Source organism: Bradyrhizobium sp. A5 (assembly GCF_042076515.1).
In the GTDB taxonomy this organism is placed as follows: domain Bacteria; phylum Pseudomonadota; class Alphaproteobacteria; order Rhizobiales; family Xanthobacteraceae; genus Bradyrhizobium; species Bradyrhizobium cosmicum.
Genome location: NZ_CP148990.1, coordinates 1,409,860 through 1,426,600 on the forward strand (window position 1 = coordinate 1,409,860; position 16,741 = coordinate 1,426,600).

At 63.9% G+C, this 16,741-nt stretch carries 21 protein-coding genes; 17 read left to right on the forward strand and 4 right to left on the reverse strand.

The window, feature by feature from the left end:
- Positions 1-91: 91 nt before the first annotated feature.
- Positions 92-727 (reverse strand): MarR family winged helix-turn-helix transcriptional regulator, encoded by a 636-nt coding sequence (locus WHZ77_RS06595; RefSeq protein ID WP_375312942.1) that lies wholly within the window; start codon positions 725-727, stop codon positions 92-94.
- 926 nt (positions 728-1,653) lie between these two features.
- Here WHZ77_RS06595 and WHZ77_RS06600 point away from each other — a divergent pair.
- Positions 1,654-2,420 (forward strand): IS5 family transposase gene (locus WHZ77_RS06600; RefSeq protein ID WP_339026611.1). Its coding sequence is split into 2 segments (ribosomal slippage): positions 1,654-1,978 and positions 1,978-2,420, totalling 768 coding nucleotides; the frame shifts between segments, so codons are not numbered across the junction.
- On the opposite strand, the gene fliI is transcribed toward WHZ77_RS06600, so the two are convergent.
- Genes fliI through WHZ77_RS06615 form a run of 3 tightly spaced genes read right to left on the reverse strand, consistent with a single transcriptional unit; the run spans position 2,417 to position 5,302 of the window.
- A complete protein-coding gene (fliI, locus tag WHZ77_RS06605; RefSeq protein ID WP_375312943.1) occupies positions 2,417-3,742 on the reverse strand; it encodes a flagellar protein export ATPase FliI in 1,326 nt (441 codons plus the stop codon). The genes WHZ77_RS06600 and fliI overlap by 4 nt on opposite strands.
- 36 nt (positions 3,743-3,778) lie before the next feature.
- A complete protein-coding gene (gene flgF, locus WHZ77_RS06610; protein WP_375312944.1) occupies positions 3,779-4,507 on the reverse strand; it encodes a flagellar basal-body rod protein FlgF in 729 nt (242 codons plus the stop codon).
- A gap of 3 nt (positions 4,508-4,510) precedes the next feature.
- Positions 4,511-5,302 carry a DUF1217 domain-containing protein gene (locus tag WHZ77_RS06615; RefSeq protein ID WP_375312945.1) on the reverse strand — a complete coding sequence of 264 codons (792 nt, stop codon included), beginning with the start codon at positions 5,300-5,302 and terminating at the stop codon, positions 4,511-4,513.
- Between the two features lie 142 nt (positions 5,303-5,444).
- Here WHZ77_RS06615 and motA point away from each other — a divergent pair, with 142 nt between their 5' ends.
- From motA to fliP, 16 genes are all read left to right on the forward strand, one after another.
- The gene (gene motA, locus WHZ77_RS06620; protein ID WP_162006165.1) at positions 5,445-6,341 is read left to right on the forward strand and encodes a flagellar motor stator protein MotA; all 897 of its coding nucleotides are present in this window, start codon (positions 5,445-5,447) and stop codon (positions 6,339-6,341) included.
- On the forward strand, positions 6,338-7,279 hold the full coding sequence (locus tag WHZ77_RS06625; protein ID WP_151647925.1) for a flagellar motor switch protein FliM: 942 nt from the start codon (positions 6,338-6,340) through the stop codon (positions 7,277-7,279). The genes motA and WHZ77_RS06625 overlap by 4 nt, the downstream gene beginning before the upstream one ends.
- The gene (locus WHZ77_RS06630; RefSeq protein ID WP_375312946.1) at positions 7,260-7,574 is read left to right on the forward strand and encodes a hypothetical protein; all 315 of its coding nucleotides are present in this window, start codon (positions 7,260-7,262) and stop codon (positions 7,572-7,574) included. The genes WHZ77_RS06625 and WHZ77_RS06630 overlap by 20 nt, the downstream gene beginning before the upstream one ends.
- A gap of 76 nt (positions 7,575-7,650) precedes the next feature.
- Positions 7,651-8,025 (forward strand): flagellar motor switch protein FliN, encoded by a 375-nt coding sequence (gene fliN, locus WHZ77_RS06635; RefSeq protein ID WP_211375466.1) that lies wholly within the window; start codon positions 7,651-7,653, stop codon positions 8,023-8,025.
- Between the two features lie 2 nt (positions 8,026-8,027).
- Entirely contained in the window at positions 8,028-9,068 is a 1,041-nt protein-coding gene (locus WHZ77_RS06640) for a flagellar motor switch protein FliG (protein WP_014440010.1), read from the forward strand.
- Positions 9,069-9,081: 13 nt separating this feature from the next.
- Complete coding sequence (gene flhB / locus WHZ77_RS06645; protein WP_375312947.1) at positions 9,082-10,164, forward strand: flagellar biosynthesis protein FlhB; 1,083 nt, start codon at positions 9,082-9,084, stop codon at positions 10,162-10,164.
- Between the two features lie 65 nt (positions 10,165-10,229).
- Positions 10,230-10,631: a flagellar basal body rod protein FlgB gene (gene flgB / locus WHZ77_RS06650; RefSeq protein WP_375312948.1), complete on the forward strand. Its 402-nt coding sequence runs from the start codon at positions 10,230-10,232 to the stop codon at positions 10,629-10,631.
- Positions 10,632-10,642: 11 nt separating this feature from the next.
- Positions 10,643-11,059 (forward strand): flagellar basal body rod protein FlgC, encoded by a 417-nt coding sequence (flgC, locus tag WHZ77_RS06655; RefSeq protein WP_143841560.1) that lies wholly within the window; start codon positions 10,643-10,645, stop codon positions 11,057-11,059.
- Positions 11,060-11,061: 2 nt separating this feature from the next.
- Positions 11,062-11,391 (forward strand): flagellar hook-basal body complex protein FliE, encoded by a 330-nt coding sequence (locus tag WHZ77_RS06660; RefSeq protein WP_375312949.1) that lies wholly within the window; start codon positions 11,062-11,064, stop codon positions 11,389-11,391.
- Between the two features lie 17 nt (positions 11,392-11,408).
- On the forward strand, positions 11,409-12,197 hold the full coding sequence (gene flgG, locus WHZ77_RS06665; protein WP_014440015.1) for a flagellar basal-body rod protein FlgG: 789 nt from the start codon (positions 11,409-11,411) through the stop codon (positions 12,195-12,197).
- A gap of 34 nt (positions 12,198-12,231) precedes the next feature.
- Positions 12,232-12,687 carry a flagellar basal body P-ring formation chaperone FlgA gene (gene flgA, locus WHZ77_RS06670; protein ID WP_375312950.1) on the forward strand — a complete coding sequence of 152 codons (456 nt, stop codon included), beginning with the start codon at positions 12,232-12,234 and terminating at the stop codon, positions 12,685-12,687.
- On the forward strand, positions 12,684-13,814 hold the full coding sequence (gene flgI / locus WHZ77_RS06675; RefSeq protein WP_375312951.1) for a flagellar basal body P-ring protein FlgI: 1,131 nt from the start codon (positions 12,684-12,686) through the stop codon (positions 13,812-13,814). Before flgA ends, flgI begins: the two co-directional genes overlap by 4 nt.
- Before the next feature lie 67 nt (positions 13,815-13,881).
- The gene (locus WHZ77_RS06680) at positions 13,882-14,652 is read left to right on the forward strand and encodes a MotE family protein (protein WP_375312952.1); all 771 of its coding nucleotides are present in this window, start codon (positions 13,882-13,884) and stop codon (positions 14,650-14,652) included.
- The gene (gene flgH / locus WHZ77_RS06685) at positions 14,653-15,348 is read left to right on the forward strand and encodes a flagellar basal body L-ring protein FlgH (RefSeq protein ID WP_375312953.1); all 696 of its coding nucleotides are present in this window, start codon (positions 14,653-14,655) and stop codon (positions 15,346-15,348) included.
- A 42-nt stretch (positions 15,349-15,390) separates the two neighbouring features.
- On the forward strand, positions 15,391-15,834 hold the full coding sequence (locus WHZ77_RS06690; RefSeq protein ID WP_375312954.1) for a flagellar basal body-associated FliL family protein: 444 nt from the start codon (positions 15,391-15,393) through the stop codon (positions 15,832-15,834).
- Positions 15,831-16,571, forward strand: a complete 741-nt coding sequence (gene fliP, locus WHZ77_RS06695; RefSeq protein WP_014440021.1) for a flagellar type III secretion system pore protein FliP — start codon at positions 15,831-15,833, stop codon at positions 16,569-16,571. Before WHZ77_RS06690 ends, fliP begins: the two co-directional genes overlap by 4 nt.
- Positions 16,572-16,741 lie beyond the last annotated feature (170 nt).

Genomic DNA, 16,741 nt, shown 5'->3' on the forward strand with positions numbered 1-16,741 from the left:
CAAGGAACGATATCGTCGTGAAATTTTGCGTAAGCTCTGGCGCCGCCATCCGCGCGGAAGTTGCGGTTTCGTCACGGCGCGGATCTTCGCTCTAGCCCTGGCTCGCCACACGCGCGCGGTCGAGATGCCCCTCGATCTTCGGGCGGTCGCGGGTGCGCTCGAAGCTCGTGCAAAGCAGTTCGGTCTCCTCGAGCGAGACAGGCGCGCGATACAGTCGGCACATGAATTCCGCGGTGGAGCGTCCCTTGCCAGTAGCTGGACTGCGTTCGGCGAGAAACATGCAATCGCGGCAGATGCTGGCATCGAGTCGCTGGTGCGCCGTGTCGAGGTGGTTGAGGATCTCGCGGAGCGAGTCGCGGAGCCTGATGCACTCGTCGGTTCCGAGCGCCGTGACTGCGTTCACCACGTGGTTGATCGGGTCGTGCTGGCTCAGGCATTTCTCGCCTTGCGCCGTGACGTGGAGCACCACGGAGCGCTTGTCCTCGTGCGATGGCTTTCGCACCAGGAAGGACTTGCCCTCCAGCGTCTTCACGATCTGCGATGCCGTCGCCCTGGTCGCGCCGATGAAGCCGGCGAGTGCCGAGGGGGTGCGCGAGAATCTGTTGGCGCGGCCGAGAAAACGCAACGCCATCCATTCCCGGTCGCGCAGTCCATGCTGGTTGCCTTCGAAATACCAAGCTCTCGCCGCCTGAACCAGCAGCTCGACAGCTTCACGTGCCAACGGCATGAATTCCTACCTCGCCCCGGGAATCACGTCTGCGGCGCCCCGAAGTCGCCTTCCGCCGTTGTGCACGAATCTTTCGCGAGAAGCCCTACTACCCGCAATGCCCGACGCGTCCGCCGTGCCCGATTCTCGCGCGAAAGCACGGACTACTCGGCATCCGACCTGGACTGATGGGCACTGCAAGGTGCGGGGCGAAAAGCGATGCCGCCGTTGGCATGCCAGTCGTTGCGTCGTCGAACGAAAGCCCGAGTTGCCGCCACGATCGGACGATGGATCGGAGTTGTTCACCCGAAGCCCCTGAGTTCAAGTCACACGCAGACGTTTCTTATGTACCGTTGAAACGATGAATGAGCTTCTCAACAAAATCAAGTAGAGACGCTCTCCGAGACTGGATGTCGCTGCAGACGAGTGTAACGTTCAAGACAATCGCGCTCTTCGGGACACATGATGGTGATCGCAATATGCAGCGCAACAAGCTATTTGCACGCAATTGTGCGACGGTTTGATTGCACAGCGCGTTGCTGTCCGACGTTGATGCAAACTGATGGAAGCTTGTGCATGACGATGGCGCTCATCGGCGCGTCATCCACAACTTCCGCGATCCTTCAGGGAATCGCCAAGGGAACTCGTTAGGATTGCACGTCACGGTTGCCACCGCAACGGCGGCGGGATGGGTCGGTTCGACCGGATGCGACCTGGCCGCGCGCTACTCCACCGAGCGGTTGATGCGCCGGCGGTGGAAACGGCCGGCGGCGATGGGCGCGCAGGCCCAGGACGCGGGCGGCGCGCGTGGTCAACTATCGCGATAATCAGCAAGGCTGCGACCACGGGCGGGGGCCGCGCCGCCGCCCCGTCCGGCTAGGTTCTGTACCCATAACCATTGAGCGTTTGGGTTTGTCGTGATTCAAGGTCCCAGGAGGACCTTGATCATGGCCCGGTACGATGTTTCGGAGACCGAGTGGCGTTTGATCGCACCGCTGCTGCCCAACAAACCGCGGGGCGTGGCACGGGTGGACGACCGACGCATCATCAATGCGATCTTTTATGTTTTGAGGACGGGCTCGCCCTGGCGCGATCTGCCCAGTCGCTACGGGCCTTATACGACCGCCTATAATCGTTATAACCGCTGGTCGAAGGCTGGCGTCTGGCTGCGGATTTTCGAGACACTTGCGGCGCAATCACCCGGATCCCTGCACCTCATAGACTCTTCGATCATTCGCGCTCACCAGCATGCAGCCGGCGGTAAAAAGGGGGCCCGGATCACGCCATTGGCCGTTCTCGTGGAGGACTGAGCACCAAGATCAACGCCGTCGTGGATGAGAATGGCCTTCCATTGCGGATCGTGCTCTCCGCCGGACAGGCATCTGACAAGGCCGCCGTGGCAGCCCTGCTTGAGGGACTGCCGCCGGCCCGCGCGCTCATTGCCGATCGCGGCTACGACGCTCAGGCCATCGTCGAACTGGTTCGCCAGCGCGGCAGCGAGGCGCACATCCCGACCCAGCGGGACCGTAAAGTTCAGCGCTCGGTCGATCCGGGTCTTTATCGCCAGCGCAATATGATCGAGCGCTTCTTCTGCAAACTCAAACACTTCCGCCGCGTCGCTACGCGCTTCGACAAACTCGCTAGAAACTTCCTCGCCGCTGTTCTGCTGGCATCAACGAGACTTTGGCTCCGAGCTTATGAGTCCACGACCTAGTCGCCCTTGAGCATGTCCCGGAGCTCGCGGAATGGATCGGCGCTGGGCGGCGCCGAGGCGTCCTGCCGCATCGCGCTGTAGATTCGCGGGACCAGATCGACGGCCTGGTCGAGCCCCGAATCACGCCCCGCCTGATATCCGCCCATCAGCCGAAGGTCGCGCGTGTCCTCGTATTTGGACATCATGGTGCGCAGCTTGCTCACCAATTCGCGCTCCTCGGGGTCCCAGACGTTGTGAGCGAGGCGGGAGACCGAGGCCAGGACGTCCACGGCCGGATAGCGCGCCTGGTCGGCGATGTGCCGGGAGAGCACGATGTGGCCATCGAGAGTGCTGCGGATGGTGTCCGCGATCGGCTCGTTGTGGTCGTCGCCGTCGACCAGCACGGAGAAAATGCCGGTGATCGTCCCGGATCCCTCTTCGCCGGGCCCGGCGCGCTCCAGAAGGCGCGGCAGGTCGGTGAAGACCGTCGGCGCATAGCCGCGCGCGACCGCAGGCTCGCCGGCGGCGAGCGCGACCTCGCGGGCGGCGTGGGCGAAGCGGGTGATCGAATCGACCACGAGCAGGACCGATTCGCCCCGGTCGCGGAAATATTCGGCGACCGCCATGGCGGTCTTCGGCGCCAGCCGCCGCATCATCGGGCTTTCATCTCCCGTCGATACGATGGTGATGGCGCGGCTGCGGTTGGCCCCGAGCACGTCCTCGATGAATTCGCGCACCTCGCGGCCGCGCTCGCCGACGAGCGCCAGCACGACGGTGTCGAAGCCCTGGCTGCGCGCCAGCATCGCCAGCAGCGTCGATTTGCCGACCCCGGAGCCGGCAAATATGCCGACGCGCTGGCCGGCGCAGATCGGGGCAAACAGGTCGATGACGCGTACGCCGGTCCGCAGCGGCTTGTGGACGCGTGCGCGCTTCATCGCCGATGGCGCCTCGGCCTCCGCCGACACCGGCCGGGACCCGGGCGTGAGGGGACCCTGTCCGTCCAGCGGCGCGCCGAGCGCGTTGATGACGCGGCCCTTCCAGCTCGGATCGGGCGCGAAGGACAGGGGCGGCATCCGGTAGGCGACCGAGCCGAGGCCGCCGGCGAATTGCCGGTCGAACGGCTTGGCGACGATGCCCTCGCTGTCGATCCTGATCACTTCGCCGATCTGGGGCTTGCCGCCGGAGTTGACGCCGATCAGTTCGCCAAGCCTGACGAAGCGCGACAGGCCGGAAACGCGGAAATGCGTCGGCGCGATCTCGGAGATCGCGCCGCTGACGCTTGCCAGGGGAGTGCTCTGCTGAAGCTCCAGCAGCGCCCACTCGAGTTGCCGAAGAGCGTTCAAGGAAACTGTCCACCCTCATTGCGCGCGAGGCGCACTTTACTTGCCGGGCTCGCCCAGCGTCCGGATTGCATTCTGGAGCGAGCTCTCGGTGCCCTCGATCATCGAATTGGTGCCGTCGAAGGCGCGCGAGGCTGCGATCAGCTTCGTCAATTCCATCATCGGATTGGCGCCGGAGCCCTCGACATAGCCCTGCTTGAAGCCGTCGCGTGAGAAGTCGGCGATGGCGGTCGCGGGCCGGTCCGGCGTGACGCCGGAATTGCCGTAACGCTCGAGATTGGCGTCGGCGGGAATGTTGAACAGTCCGATGGAGCCGATCTCGTTGTTGTCCTGGGTGATCGCACCGCTGCGCGCGATCGCGACCGGTCCGCCGTTCGGGTCGAGCGTGATCTGCGCGCCCCCGGCATCGATGACGGGAAAGCCGGACACCGTCTGAAGATCGCCGTTGGGGGCGATCTGGAGGCGGCCGTCGCGCGTATAGACGGTGCCGTTCGGGCCGGCGAAGGCGATCCAGCCCTGTCCGACCACCGCGACGTCGAGCGGGTTGCCGCTCTCGGTAATGCTGCCGACTTCGCGCGAAATGATGTTGTCGCCGGGCGAGGAGAAGGCGACCGGGTTCGCGCCCGCCTTGGACAGAACGGTCTCGAACTTCACCACGTCGGTGCGGAATGCCGCCGTGTTGACGTTGGCGACGTTGTTGGCGATCGTCTGGAGGCGCTTTTCGAGGGCGACCTGCGCCGACAATCCCACATAGAGAGCCGATTGCATGAGTTACTTTCCGAGCCGGATGGACTGAAGCTTCGTTAGCATGTCGGTGTCCAGGCTGACCGACGTCGACGACGCGCCGGCAATCAGGACCAGCGCGGGGTTGGTCGAGGTGTCGCTCTGGGCCTGGGTCGCGTCCCACATCGCCGCAAAGCGCTGCACGAACTTGTCGACCTTGGCCGGGTCCTGGAAATCGGTGAGATCGATCTTGTTCGTGATCATCTTGGCCTGGGCATCGATGTCGGACGAGCTGATCGTCGACGACCAGCCCATTGCGGTCTGGACCACCTGGGTCAGCGCCTTGTCGGCGAGGATCTGATAGGCGGTGGTGATGGTGGAGGCCTTGCGGGTGAAATAGAGCGCCAGCCGCAGACCCTCGTTCTGGTCGCCGGCCTTCTCCTCCATCGTCTGCGTGACGTATTGGGTCGCCGTGCCGGTCGTCGCCGCGGTCGCCTGGGTCGCCTTGTCGCCGAGGGCGGCGAAATTGAAGGCGGTGGTGAATTGCCGGTAGCGGGTGTCGGACAGCTTGTTGGCGAAGGCATCCTTGTCCGAGACGCCCTCGGTCAGAACCTTGCGCATGAACGCCTTGGCATAGGTCATGTCGCTGAGGCCATAGGCCTTCATCGCGTAGGAATAGAGGCGATAGTCCTTCAGGAAATCGTCGACGGTCTTCACGTTGCCGATATGGCTCAGGAAGTAATCCGTCTCGCGGCTGACATCCGGCTCCGTCGCGACCTGCGTCAGCGACTTACCCATGTCCTTGGTCAGTCTGGTGTAGTCCGCGATGGTGGATAGCATGACCCGCGCCTCTCTGGCCGCACTTGCGACACCATCCCAAGCTGCCGTGAATTGCTTGCGCGAAGCTGACGAACGGCAAGCCAGCCTCGCGCAAGCGTCGCCGAATAGGTATTCCCGATGGGATCGACGATGGAGCGGCGCGTTGGGCAGTTTCGTGGGGGTTGTCATCACGGTAGCGGCGCTGCTTGGCGGATTTGCCGCCATGGGCGGGCATCTTGGCGTGCTGATGCAGCCGTGGGAATTCGTGATCATCATGGGGACCGCGGCCGGCACCTTCATCATGGCCAATCCATGGAAGACGGTCGTTGATACCGGGCTTGCTTGCGTCCAGGCCGTCACCGGTGCCGTGCCGGGCGAGCGCTATTATCTCGACCTGCTGGGAGCCCTCCACGCCCTGATGCGCGAGCTGCGCGGCAAGGGCCGCAACGAGGTCGAGGCGCATATCGACGATCCCGCGTCCTCCGAGATCTTCAAGGCGTTCCCGAGCGTGCTCGGCGACCCCTCGCTCCTCCAGTTCATCTGCGACTATGTCCGCCTCATCATCATGGGCAACGCGCGCACTCACGAAATCGAAGCGCTGATGGACGAGGAGATCCACACCATCGTGAAGAGCAAGCTGGCGCCCTACCATTCGCTGGTGACGGTGTCCGAAGCGCTGCCGGCGCTCGGCATCGTCGCCGCGGTGCTCGGCGTCATCAAGGCGATGGGCGCGCTCGACCAGTCGCCGAAGTTGCTCGGCGGCTTCATCGGTGCGGCGCTTGTCGGCACCTTCGCCGGCATCTTCCTGTCTTACGGCATCATTTCGCCCTTCGCGATCAAGATCAAGATGACACGCGAGAAGCGCTGCCGGCCCTACATCATCGTCAAGCAGACGCTGCTGGCCTTCATGAACGGCGCCATGCCGCAGATCGCGGTCGAGCACGGCCGCAAGATGATCTCGAGCAACGAGCGTCCCTCAATCGACGTCGTCGAGAACGAGACGATTGCGGGTCCCAAGGCCGTCGTGACCGATGCTGAACCGAAGGCTGCCCGCGCATGATGATGGAAAACGTCGACGTCGATCAACGGAAGCAGCTGCCGAACTACCTGCTGGATGCGGCCGGCATCTCGATCGAGCGCATGCCGATGCTCAATGTGATCTTCGATCGCATGGCGGCATCCTGTACCGACAGTCTTCAGCCGATCGCCGGAACGCCCTGCTACTTCTCCGTCAACGGCATCACCAATGATCGCGTCGGTGACATCATCAAGGACTACGAGGCCAACGCGGTCGCGGCCGTGCTCTATGCCGAGCAGTGGGACTCCCGTATCATCATCATGCTCGACCGCGATTTCGTGTTCACGATGGTCGAGGCGATGTTCGGGTCCGACGGCGCCGAGCCGCCGCTCGATGTCGAGCGCACGTTCTCGAACATCGAGATCCGCCTGGTCCAGGCGCTGTTCGAACGGTTCGCCAAGGCGCTGCAATCCGCCTTCGCCGGCACGTCCAACGTCACCTTCCGCGTCGAGCGGGTCGAGACCGCCATGGCATCGCTCGCGATCGGCCGCAGCGGCAACATGTCGATTTGCGCGAACATCATGCTGCAGGCGCTCTACCGCGGCGGCCAGATGTTCCTCATCATTCCGCACTCCGCGCTCAATCCGCTCAGGCAGAAGCTCGCACACGTCGTCGTCAGCGATGGCCGTGCGGCCGATCCGCGCTGGCGCGAGCAGATGGAGAGCGAGGTTCACCGGACCGAGGTCACGCTGAGCGCGGTGCTCGACGAGAAGATGATATCCCTCGACGACGTCGTGAAGTTCCATGTCGGACAGGTGATCGAGCTCGAAGCCACGCCGCGCACGCTGGCGCGGCTCGAGAGCAACAACCAGGTGCTGTTCTGGTGTCAGATCGGCCAGCTTGATGGCTATTACGCCATGCAGGTGGCGGATCCGGTCGACCAGAAGAGGGAGTTCGTCGATGATATCCTATCTCGTTGATGCCGTGCTGCTGATTGCGCTGGCCTTCACCAGCATGAGGGTGACGAAGATGCACCGCGAATTGGCACGGCTGCGCAGTTACCAGGGCGAGTTCTCGACCATCGTCCAAGAGACGGCGGGCGCCTTCGATACGGTCATCACCGCGGCGCACGATTCGACTGCAAATCTGGGCCGGCTCGCCAACGTGCTGAGCACGAAGATCGATCAGGCCCACGAGGCGATCGCCGCGCTCGATGCGCGGAGCGGGCTCCAATCCGCCGCGACCGTGAGCGGTCCTGAAGCGAACAAGCATTGAAACCGAGACGGATCGAACACGCACGACCGGGGCGCTGAGACGCACCGGGACCGGAAATACCAAGAGGCGAGACCAAATGGCGCAATCCTTCGACTATGAAGCTGCATCTGCAACGGAAGATGCCGAAACGTCTCCGCTGGAGCGGTTGGCGGAAATTGCCGCGCGCACCGCGGAGGAGACCGGCAAGTTCGCCAACGTCGATGCGATCCTGCGCATTCCCGTCACCATGCAGGTGGTGCTCGGTTCGGCCACCATTCCGGTGGCGAACCTGATGAAGCTGGGCCGCGGCGCCGTGGTGCCGCTGGATCACCGCGTCGGCGAGCCCGTTGACGTCGTGGTCAACGGCCGCGTGGTTGCCCGCGGCGAGGTGGTCGTGGTCGAAGAGGACAATTCCCGCTTCGGCGTTTCGCTCACCGAGATCGTCGGGCCGCTGGGGCAGGGTGATACCTGACCATGGCGGCACAGGTCGGCATCGCTCCCATCAAGCAGCGAGGCGTTGCCACGTTGCGCGGAACGGACAAGGTCGCGGCGCTCCTGCTGGCCATGGGCCGTCAGGCGGCCGCGAGCGTGCTTCAGCAGTTCGAGCCGCAGGATATCCGGATCGTCACCAAGGCCGCAGCCGAGCTGCGGCCGATCACGGCACAGGAACTGGAGGGGATCGTCGAGGAGTTCGCCCAGCAGTTCTCGATGGGCGCCAACATCCTCGGTACGATCGGCGGGCTCGAGGCCGTGCTCGGCGACGTGCTTCCGGCCGACCAGGTCTCGGCGATCATGTCGGACCTGCTCGGCAATTCGAGCCGGTCGGTGTGGGATCGCGTCTCGTCGGTGTCTGAAAATTCGCTCGCGACCTACCTTTCCAAGGAGCATCCGCAGACCGCGGCGCTCATCCTGTCCAAGGTCAAGCCGGCCTGCGCGGCCAAGGTGATGAGCCAGCTGCCGTCGAGCCTGCGCAACGAGCTGATGCGGCGCGTGCTCAGCCTCAAGCCGATCGTCGACGATGCGATGAAGGTGCTCGAGAAGACGCTGCACGAAGACCTGACGCTGAATTTCGCCCGCAACCTCGGCGCGGACACCTATGCCCGCGTCGCCGACATCATCAACAAGATGGAGCGCGGCCACATCGAGGACATGCTGAAGAGCCTCTCTGAGAAGCGGCCGAAATCGGCCGAAGTTCTCAAGGAACTGCTGTTCACCTTCGACGACGTGATCCACCTGACGCCGAAGGCGCGCACCATGATCTTCGACCAGGTGCCGACCGATCGCATCGTCGTCGCGCTGAAGGGGACCGACAAGCACTTCCGCGAACTGATCCTGTCCTCGGTCGCCTCGCGCGTCCGTCGCGTCGTGGAGCACGAACTCGCCATCGGCGAGCCGTCGAACCAGCGCGACGTGCTGGAGGCGCGGCGTGTCATCACCGACCTCGCGCTCGACCTGGCGGAAAAGGGCGAAATCGAGCTCAACCCCGAGCAGGAGGATGAGCTGGTCTTCCGCTGACCGCTGAACCGGCATGGCAGAATCCGACCAGGAGAGCAAAACAGAAGAGCCGACCGAGAAGAAAGTCCGCGATGCGCTCGAAGAGGGCAAAATTCCGGTCTCTCGGGAGGCGTCCATCTTCGCGTCGATGGCGGCGCTGATGGTGATTCAGATGTTCCTGATCAGCCAGGGCGTACAACAGCTGACGCCGACGCTGAAAAGCCTTCTCGACGATCCCGACGGCTTCCCCCTCAGCAACGGGGCGGACGCGCTGAATCTCCTCACCGTGGTGGGACTCGAGGCGTTTCGATTTCTGGTTCCCCTGGTCGTCGTCCTGGTCGCGTTCGGGCTGGCGGCGTCGCTGCTGCAGAACGCGCCCACTCTGGTGCTCCAGCGCATCATGCCGGATCTTTCGCGAATCTCTCCTGCCAGCGGCTGGAGCCGGCTGTTCGGAACGCAGGGCCTCGTCGAGTTCGCAAAGTCGCTGTTCAAGCTCGCCTCGGTGACCGTCGTCGTCGCGTTCGTGCTCCGCTCGTCCGAAGCAAAGGCGTTCGAGGCGATGTATACCGACCCGGTCGCGCTTCCGGAAATGATTCTCAACATCGCGATGCGGATCGTCTCGGCGATCTGCATCGCCACGATCGTCCTGGTCGCGATCGATCTCGCCTGGGCGCGCTTCCACTGGCGGCGCGAGCTGCGCATGACCAAGCAGGAGATCAAGGACGAGCACAAGCAGGCGGAAGGAGATCCGCTGATCAAGGCGCGCCTGCGCTCGCTGGCGCGCGATCGTTCGCGCCAGCGGATGATCGCCTCCGCCTCGCGCGCGACGCTGGTGATCGCGAACCCGACGCACTTTGCGATCGCGCTGCGCTACAAGCGCGAGGAAAACGCGGCGCCGGTCGTCGTCGCCAAGGGCATGGACGTGCTCGCGCTGAAGATCCGCGAGGTCGCCGAGAAAAACCGGATCCCGGTGATCGAGAACAAGGCACTCGCGCGCGCGCTCTATGAAGCGGTGCAGGTCGACCAGGTGATTCCCGCGGAATTCTTCCGGCCCGTCGCCGAGCTCATCTATTTCCTGCAGTCCAAGCAGGCGCCGCGGCCCGAGAACGTTCAGTAGATTTCCGAGGACTGCGTCCGCTCCATCAGCCTGACGAAAGCTTGCGCCCCTAAGCTTCTCTACCAATGGACCAGAATGGGGCTGTCGTGGGACCGCTGTATCTCTTCGAACTCGCATCGTCGCAGGCGCGGTATCTCGAGCTCCGCCAGTCGACCATTGCCACCAACGTTGCCAACGCCAATACGCCGGGCTTCAAGGCGCGCGACGTCGAGCCCTTCAACAAGGTGCTCGACAACACGCCGGTCAGGCTTGCGACGACGTCGCCCTCGCACATGCAATTGTCTGCGGCCGAGACCGACACGCGGAAGACCGGGAAGAAGGACAGCTGGGATGTGGTTCACTCCGGCAACTCGGTCAGTCTCGAGCAGGAGATGATCAAGGGTAGCGACGTCAGTCGTGACTACTCGATGAACTCGGCGATCGTGCGGTCGTTTCACCGCATGCTGCTGTCGAGCGCGAAGAGCTGAGGTGGATTGAAATGCTGGACTCCCTGCAAGCGTCATTGACGGTCGCGAGCTCCGGGCTCGAATCGCAGTCGACGCGCATGCGCATCGTTTCGGAAAACCTCGCCAACGCGACGTCGACGGGGCGCACTGCCGGCGCCGACCCCTATCAACGCAAGACCATCACGTTCGACGCCGCGCTGGATCGCGCCTCGGGCGCGCAGCTCGCGAAAGTCAAGGAGATCGGCGTCGATACCACGCCGTACCGCGTCGAGTACGATCCTGGGCATCCCGCCGCCGACAAGGCCGGCTACGTCAAGCTGCCGAACGTCAACATGATGATCGAGATGGCCGACATGCGGGAAGTCAACCGGTCCTATGAAGCCAATCTACAGGTCGTGAAACAGGTGAGGTCGATGCTGGGCATGACCATCGACCTGCTGAGGAGCTGACAATGCTTGAGGCAATTTCATCCACGGCGATTTCCGCGGGCCATGCGGCGTCCCGCGCAACCGAGGCGCAGGCCATCGCGCCCGCCGCGCCGACCGCGATCCAGTCCACCGACGACGTCGGATTCGAATCGGTGATGAAGCAGGTGACGACGGACGCGATCGGAACGCTGAAGGCGGGCGAAGCGGCGTCAATCTCGGCGATGCAGGGCAAGGAATCGACGCGTCGCGTCGTGGAGGCGCTGATGTCCGCCGAGCAGGCCTTGCAGACGGCGGTCGCGGTTCGCGACAAGGTCGTGCAGGCCTACCAAGAAGTCGTTCGTATGTCGATTTGACCTGAGGGAATGACACTGTGAAATCGCTCGCCATTGCGGCCACGGGCATGAATGCCCAGCAGACCAACATCGAAGTTATTGCGAACAACATCGCGAACATCAACTCGACGTCGTACAAGCGGGCTCGTGCGGAGTTCACCGATCTGTTCTATCAGATGGATCGCATGCAGGGCGTCACGAACGTCAACGGCTCGTCGCCGATTCCGGAAGGCGCCAATCTCGGACTTGGCGTCAAGTCGGCGGCCATCCGCAAGCTTCACATTCAGGGCGCGCTGACGCAGACCGGCAACCCTTACGACATGGCCATCAACGGCCGGGGCTGGTTTCAGGTGCTCGGCCCGAACAACGAAGTGCAATACACCCGCGCAGGTTCGTTCAACACCAACGCTAACGGCCAGCTCGTCACGATCGACGGCTATCTGCTGGATCCCGCCATCACGGTGCCGCAGGGAACCGTCGAGGTCACGGTCAACCAGACCGGACAGGTGTTCGCCAAGCTGGACACCGAAATCAATGCGCGGCAGATCGGCCAGCTCAACCTCGCCAATTTCGCCAACGAGGCGGGCCTCGAGCCGCTGGGCAGCAATCTCTATCGCGAGACCACGGCGTCCGGCACGCCAGTCGTCGGACTCCCGGGCGATTCCGGTTACGGCAAGATCAACCAGAAATATCTCGAAGCCTCGAACGTCGATCCGGTCAAGGAAATCACCGAGTTGATCTCGGCGCAGCGCGCCTACGAAATGAACGCCAAGGTCATCCAGGCCTCGGATGAAATGGCCCAGACGGTCTCGAAGGGCATGCGCTAGTTCCGGTGTCTCGATGTTGAACAGGGTGGGCTTGATGGTGCGCGGGTTGGCCGCCGTGCTGCTGGTTCTGGTCTCGGCGCGCCTTGCTGCGGCCGAGGAGAAGCGGCTTCCCGTGCCGGCCGTGTCGATCCGCGCCGGCGAGCTGATCCGGGACGACATGATCACGGAACGCGCCTTCGCGCCGAACGCGCTTGGCGTCGCCATGTTCATCGAAGGACGCCAGGTCCTGGTCGGACGCATGGCACGGCGCACGCTGCTGCCGGGTCAGCCGATCCCGAGCAATTCGGTGGAGGACCCCTGGACTGTCGCGCGCGGTGCCATGGTCAAGGTTGTGGTCGAGGATAGCGGCCTGTCTATCGTGACCTACGGCTCGGCCATGCAGTCGGGCGCGCCCGGCGCGCTCATCCCGATCCGAAACACGGACACCGGCGTGATCATCAGGGGCGTCGTCCAGCCGGACGGCACCGTCAAGGTCGTGGACGGATCATGACCAGAGTCCTGCTTGCGCTCGTCCTCCTCGTCTTTGCCGCCAGCGCCCAGGCCGCAGTCCGTATCAAGGACATCGCGGACATCAAGGGACTGCGTGAAAACCAGATCGTGGGCTACGGCCTCGTCATCGGCCTGAACGGCACCGGCGACACGCTCCGCAACGCTCCGTTCACGGAGCAATCCCTGCAGTCGATGCTGGAGAACATGGGCATCAATGTCAGGAACGAGACCACGAGCACCAACAATCCCCCGCGTCCGACCACGCTGCGCACGCGCAACGTCGCGGCCGTGATGGTGACCGCGGACCTGCAGCCCTCGATAGGGGCGGGTGAGCGCATGGACGTGACCGTGTCGTCCCTTGGCGATGCGACGTCGCTGCTCGGGGGCACGCTGGTGATGACCTCGCTGCGCGCGGCAGACGGAGCGGTCTACGCGGTGGCGCAGGGCGCGGTCACGGTCGCGGGCTACAGCGTCGGCGGCCAGGCTCAGAACGTCAGCCAGGGCACGCCGACCGCGGGGCGCATCCCGAACGGTGCGCTGGTCGAGCGCGAGGTGCAGGGAAGCCTCCACGAGATGGAATTCCTGGTGCTGGAGCTCAAGAACCCCGATTTCGTCACCGCGACGCGCATCCTCGATGCCATCAATCGCTTCGCCGGCGGCCGCTATCGCGCGCAGATCGCATTCGAACGCGATTTCCGCACCATAGTGCTGTCGAAGCCGCGCCATATCGGCCCGGTCCGTTTTCTGGCTGAAATCGGCGAGCTGACGGTCGAGCCGGACACGCCGGCGCGGGTGGTGATCAACGAGCGCACCGGCACGGTGGTGATCGGGCGTGACGTACGCATCTCGACCGTCGCCGTGACGCACGGCAATCTGACGGTTCGTGTCACCGAGCTTCCCGTGGTGTCACAGCCGGCACCGTTCTCGCAGGGCCAGACCGTGGTCGTTCCCCAGACCGTCGTCGAAGCCAACGAGGCCGGATCGCAGGTGGCGATTCTGAGCGGCGTCGATCTCCAGCGCCTGGTGCGTGGACTGAACCAGATCGGCCTGAAGCCGTCCGGCATCATCGCGATCCTCCAGGCGATCAAGACGGCCGGCGCGCTCCAGGCCGACGTCATCGTGCAATGATGCGCAAGCGTCGAGCAAGCTTGGTCGCTCAATGCTCTGGTCTTGACCGAGAATCGCACGCGGCCCGATGCTGAAGCTGGATCACAAAGCCAAACTCCTCCTCCTGATCGCTGTGTCTGCGCTCGCGAGCGCTTCGCCCGTGCTCGCGCTGGACGAGGCCAAGCCGACCAAGCCGCTCAACCTGCTGTCCTTCGCGCGTGCCCGCGCGGCCGGACCGCAAAAGCCGTCCTCGCCGGTCACGCCGGTACCAGGTGACAACGCGTCGATCCGGGCGACGGCGTGGGCGGCTGAAGACTCCGGACCTGCGATCACCGGCGCGGTGCCGGCGTCCGAAACGCGTGCACAGGCCCCTGTGCCCGCAGCCGCGCCTGTGCGCACGGCCAAGCCCGCCAGCGTCCCGGTCCCGCCGAAGCCCGCGCAGGCGGCTGCGCCTGCGGACAGCGACGCTGCCCTGTTCTGCAGCAACGTCGCCGACCCAGCCGTCGATGCGAGACTGGCCTGGCAGCTCAAGGAGCTGGAAAAGGCCGAGACCCTGCTTCGCGAACGGATCGCCGAGGTCGAGGCCAAACGCGCCGAATACGAGAAGTGGATGGCGCTGCGCGACGATTTCCTGAAAAAGGCCGAGGCGCAGGTCGTCGAGATCTATTCGCGCATGAAGCCGGACGCCGCGGCGACCCAGATCGCCGGCATGGCGGACGAGACCGCCGCAGCCGTGCTCGCCAAGCTCAGCCCGAGGAATTCGAGCGCGATCTTCAACGAGATGGAGACGGCGCGCGCGGCGCACCTTGCCGACCTGCTCGGCGGAATGCGTCGCGTGGACGACGGAAAGACCAAATAGATGAAGTATCTCATCCTCATCCTGTCGCTGCTGATGCTTGCCGGATGCGTTGGCGATCCCGCAGATGTCCTGACTGGTCCGCGCCTGTCACCCGTGGGCACCGGCCTGAGGACGCAGGCCGATCCGATCCCGGTGACGCCGCGGCTGCGCTCGCCCGTCAGCTACCGTTCCACCTGGGACGACGGCACCGACCTTTACCGCGATCCTCGCGCCCGTCGTACCGGCGACGTCGTGACGGTGATCATCTCGATGCAGGACAAGGCCAAGCTGGACAATAAGACCGACCGCTCGCGCGATTCGCAGATCAAGTTCGGCCTCGACTGGCTGATGGACGTCGCCGGATGGCAGGACAAAGGCTCGACCAGCGCCAATCTCAACACCAATACGCAGATCAAGGGCAACGGCCAGATCGATCGCACCGAGGACATCAAGCTGTCGATCGCCGCAATCGTCACCGACGTCTTGCCGAACGGCAATATGATGATCAGCGGGTCGCAGGAATTCAAGGTCAATACCGAGATGCGCGTGCTCAATGTCGGCGGCATCGTGCGTCCGCGCGATATCTCGCGCACCAACACGATCTCCTACGAGAAGATCGCCGAAGCGCGCGTCTCCTACGGTGGTCGCGGAAATCTGTCTGACGTGCAGCAGCCTGGATGGGGACATCGGATCTATGACGCCGTGGCACCATTCTGAGATTCGCAGCCGTCGGGCCGCTTCGCGAGGGCAGGGGACGTGATGCGTCTGATTGCGGCCATTCTGGCGCTGACCCTCGTCGCGATCGGCGCGGGTACGCTTGCCGGCCTGCATCTGTTTGCGGCTGCCGAGCGCGTCGCGGACGCGAAGAAGACCGCGCCGCCGCCGCCCCTTGCCTCGAGCTACGCCGGCAGCGCGCGGCTGAGGAAGCTGTCCCCGATCGTGACCAATCTCGCCGCGCCGGCCAACAACTGGGCCCGTGTCGAAGCTTCCATGGTGACCGACAGCATGAGTGACGAGGACGCAGGCATCCTGGCCGCCCACATCAGCGAGGACATCGTGACCTATCTGCGGTCGGCGACGGTTGGCCAATTCGAGGGATCGCGCGGGCTGCAGCATCTGCGCGACGACCTCGCCGAACGCGCCAACATCCGCTCGTCGGGCAAGGTCCGCGAATTGATCATTGAGACGCTGGTGATTCAGTGAGAGTGAAAGTCCTGCTGCTCGCGTTGATTCTGGTCGTCCTGCCCGAAGTGGCGCTGGCCCAGATTCCGGACCTCAACTCGCTTCTGCCGCCCGGAAACGGTTCGACCAGCGGCCGCATCATCCAGCTGATGGCGCTGATCACGGTGCTGTCGGTGGCGCCGGGTCTGCTCATCATGGTGACGAGCTTCACGCGATTTGCGGTGGCGCTGTCGTTCCTGCGCTCCGGTCTCGGCCTGCAGACCACGCCGGCCAATCTCGTTCTGATCAGCCTTGCGCTGTTCATGACCTTCTACGTGATGGCTCCGACCTTCGATCGCGCCTGGGAAACCGGCGTCCAGCCTCTGATGAAGAACGAGATCTCGGAGGAAGAGGCTTACGTGAAGATCACCGATCCGTTCCGCGATTTCATGCTGGCTCACGTTCGCGACAAGGATCTCCAGACCTTCGAGTCCCTGGCCGCAGAGAGCTTTCGGAAGAAGTTCGACGACAAGCGCATCGATCTACGCGTCATCATCCCGGCCTTCATGATCTCCGAGCTCAGGCGCTCGTTCGAGATCGGGTTCCTGATCATGCTGCCGTTCCTCGTCATCGACATGATCGTGGCGACGCTGACGATGTCGATGGGCATGATGATGATGCCGCCGACGATCCTCGCGCTGCCGTTCAAGATGCTGTTCTTCGTGCTGATCGACGGCTGGAATCTGCTGGCCTCGGGCCTGGTGCGCTCGTTCTCGTAGGATCGACGGCCGGCCGGCTGCTTATGGTTAGCGGGAAGTACCGCGGCATGGTTAGCGTTGGGTAATGTTAACCATCTGATATTACAGCGTAATTCAAGCCGATCTTAATCCGCGCGCAAGATTCGACGTGCTAGCAATGCGGCACGGCGGGTTGGACCCCACCCACATCA

Excerpts from the sequence above, each read along its gene's own strand:
- WHZ77_RS06595 (WP_375312942.1), bottom strand. The coding sequence starts at position 727 with ATGCCGTTGGCACGTGAAGCTGTCGAGCTGCTGGTTCAGGCGGCGAGA.
- flgF (WP_375312944.1), bottom strand. The coding sequence starts at position 4,507 with ATGCAATCGGCTCTCTATGTGGGATTGTCGGCGCAGGTCGCCCTCGAA.
- WHZ77_RS06615 (WP_375312945.1), bottom strand. The coding sequence starts at position 5,302 with ATGCTATCCACCATCGCGGACTACACCAGACTGACCAAGGACATGGGT.
- WHZ77_RS06625 (WP_151647925.1), top strand. The coding sequence starts at position 6,338 with ATGATGATGGAAAACGTCGACGTCGATCAACGGAAGCAGCTGCCGAAC.
- WHZ77_RS06630 (WP_375312946.1), top strand. The coding sequence starts at position 7,260 with ATGATATCCTATCTCGTTGATGCCGTGCTGCTGATTGCGCTGGCCTTC.
- fliN (WP_211375466.1), top strand. The coding sequence starts at position 7,651 with ATGGCGCAATCCTTCGACTATGAAGCTGCATCTGCAACGGAAGATGCC.
- WHZ77_RS06640 (WP_014440010.1), top strand. The coding sequence starts at position 8,028 with ATGGCGGCACAGGTCGGCATCGCTCCCATCAAGCAGCGAGGCGTTGCC.
- flhB (WP_375312947.1), top strand. The coding sequence starts at position 9,082 with ATGGCAGAATCCGACCAGGAGAGCAAAACAGAAGAGCCGACCGAGAAG.
- flgB (WP_375312948.1), top strand. The coding sequence starts at position 10,230 with ATGGACCAGAATGGGGCTGTCGTGGGACCGCTGTATCTCTTCGAACTC.
- flgC (WP_143841560.1), top strand. The coding sequence starts at position 10,643 with ATGCTGGACTCCCTGCAAGCGTCATTGACGGTCGCGAGCTCCGGGCTC.
- WHZ77_RS06660 (WP_375312949.1), top strand. The coding sequence starts at position 11,062 with ATGCTTGAGGCAATTTCATCCACGGCGATTTCCGCGGGCCATGCGGCG.
- flgA (WP_375312950.1), top strand. The coding sequence starts at position 12,232 with ATGGTGCGCGGGTTGGCCGCCGTGCTGCTGGTTCTGGTCTCGGCGCGC.
- flgI (WP_375312951.1), top strand. The coding sequence starts at position 12,684 with ATGACCAGAGTCCTGCTTGCGCTCGTCCTCCTCGTCTTTGCCGCCAGC.
- WHZ77_RS06680 (WP_375312952.1), top strand. The coding sequence starts at position 13,882 with ATGCTGAAGCTGGATCACAAAGCCAAACTCCTCCTCCTGATCGCTGTG.
- flgH (WP_375312953.1), top strand. The coding sequence starts at position 14,653 with ATGAAGTATCTCATCCTCATCCTGTCGCTGCTGATGCTTGCCGGATGC.
- WHZ77_RS06690 (WP_375312954.1), top strand. The coding sequence starts at position 15,391 with ATGCGTCTGATTGCGGCCATTCTGGCGCTGACCCTCGTCGCGATCGGC.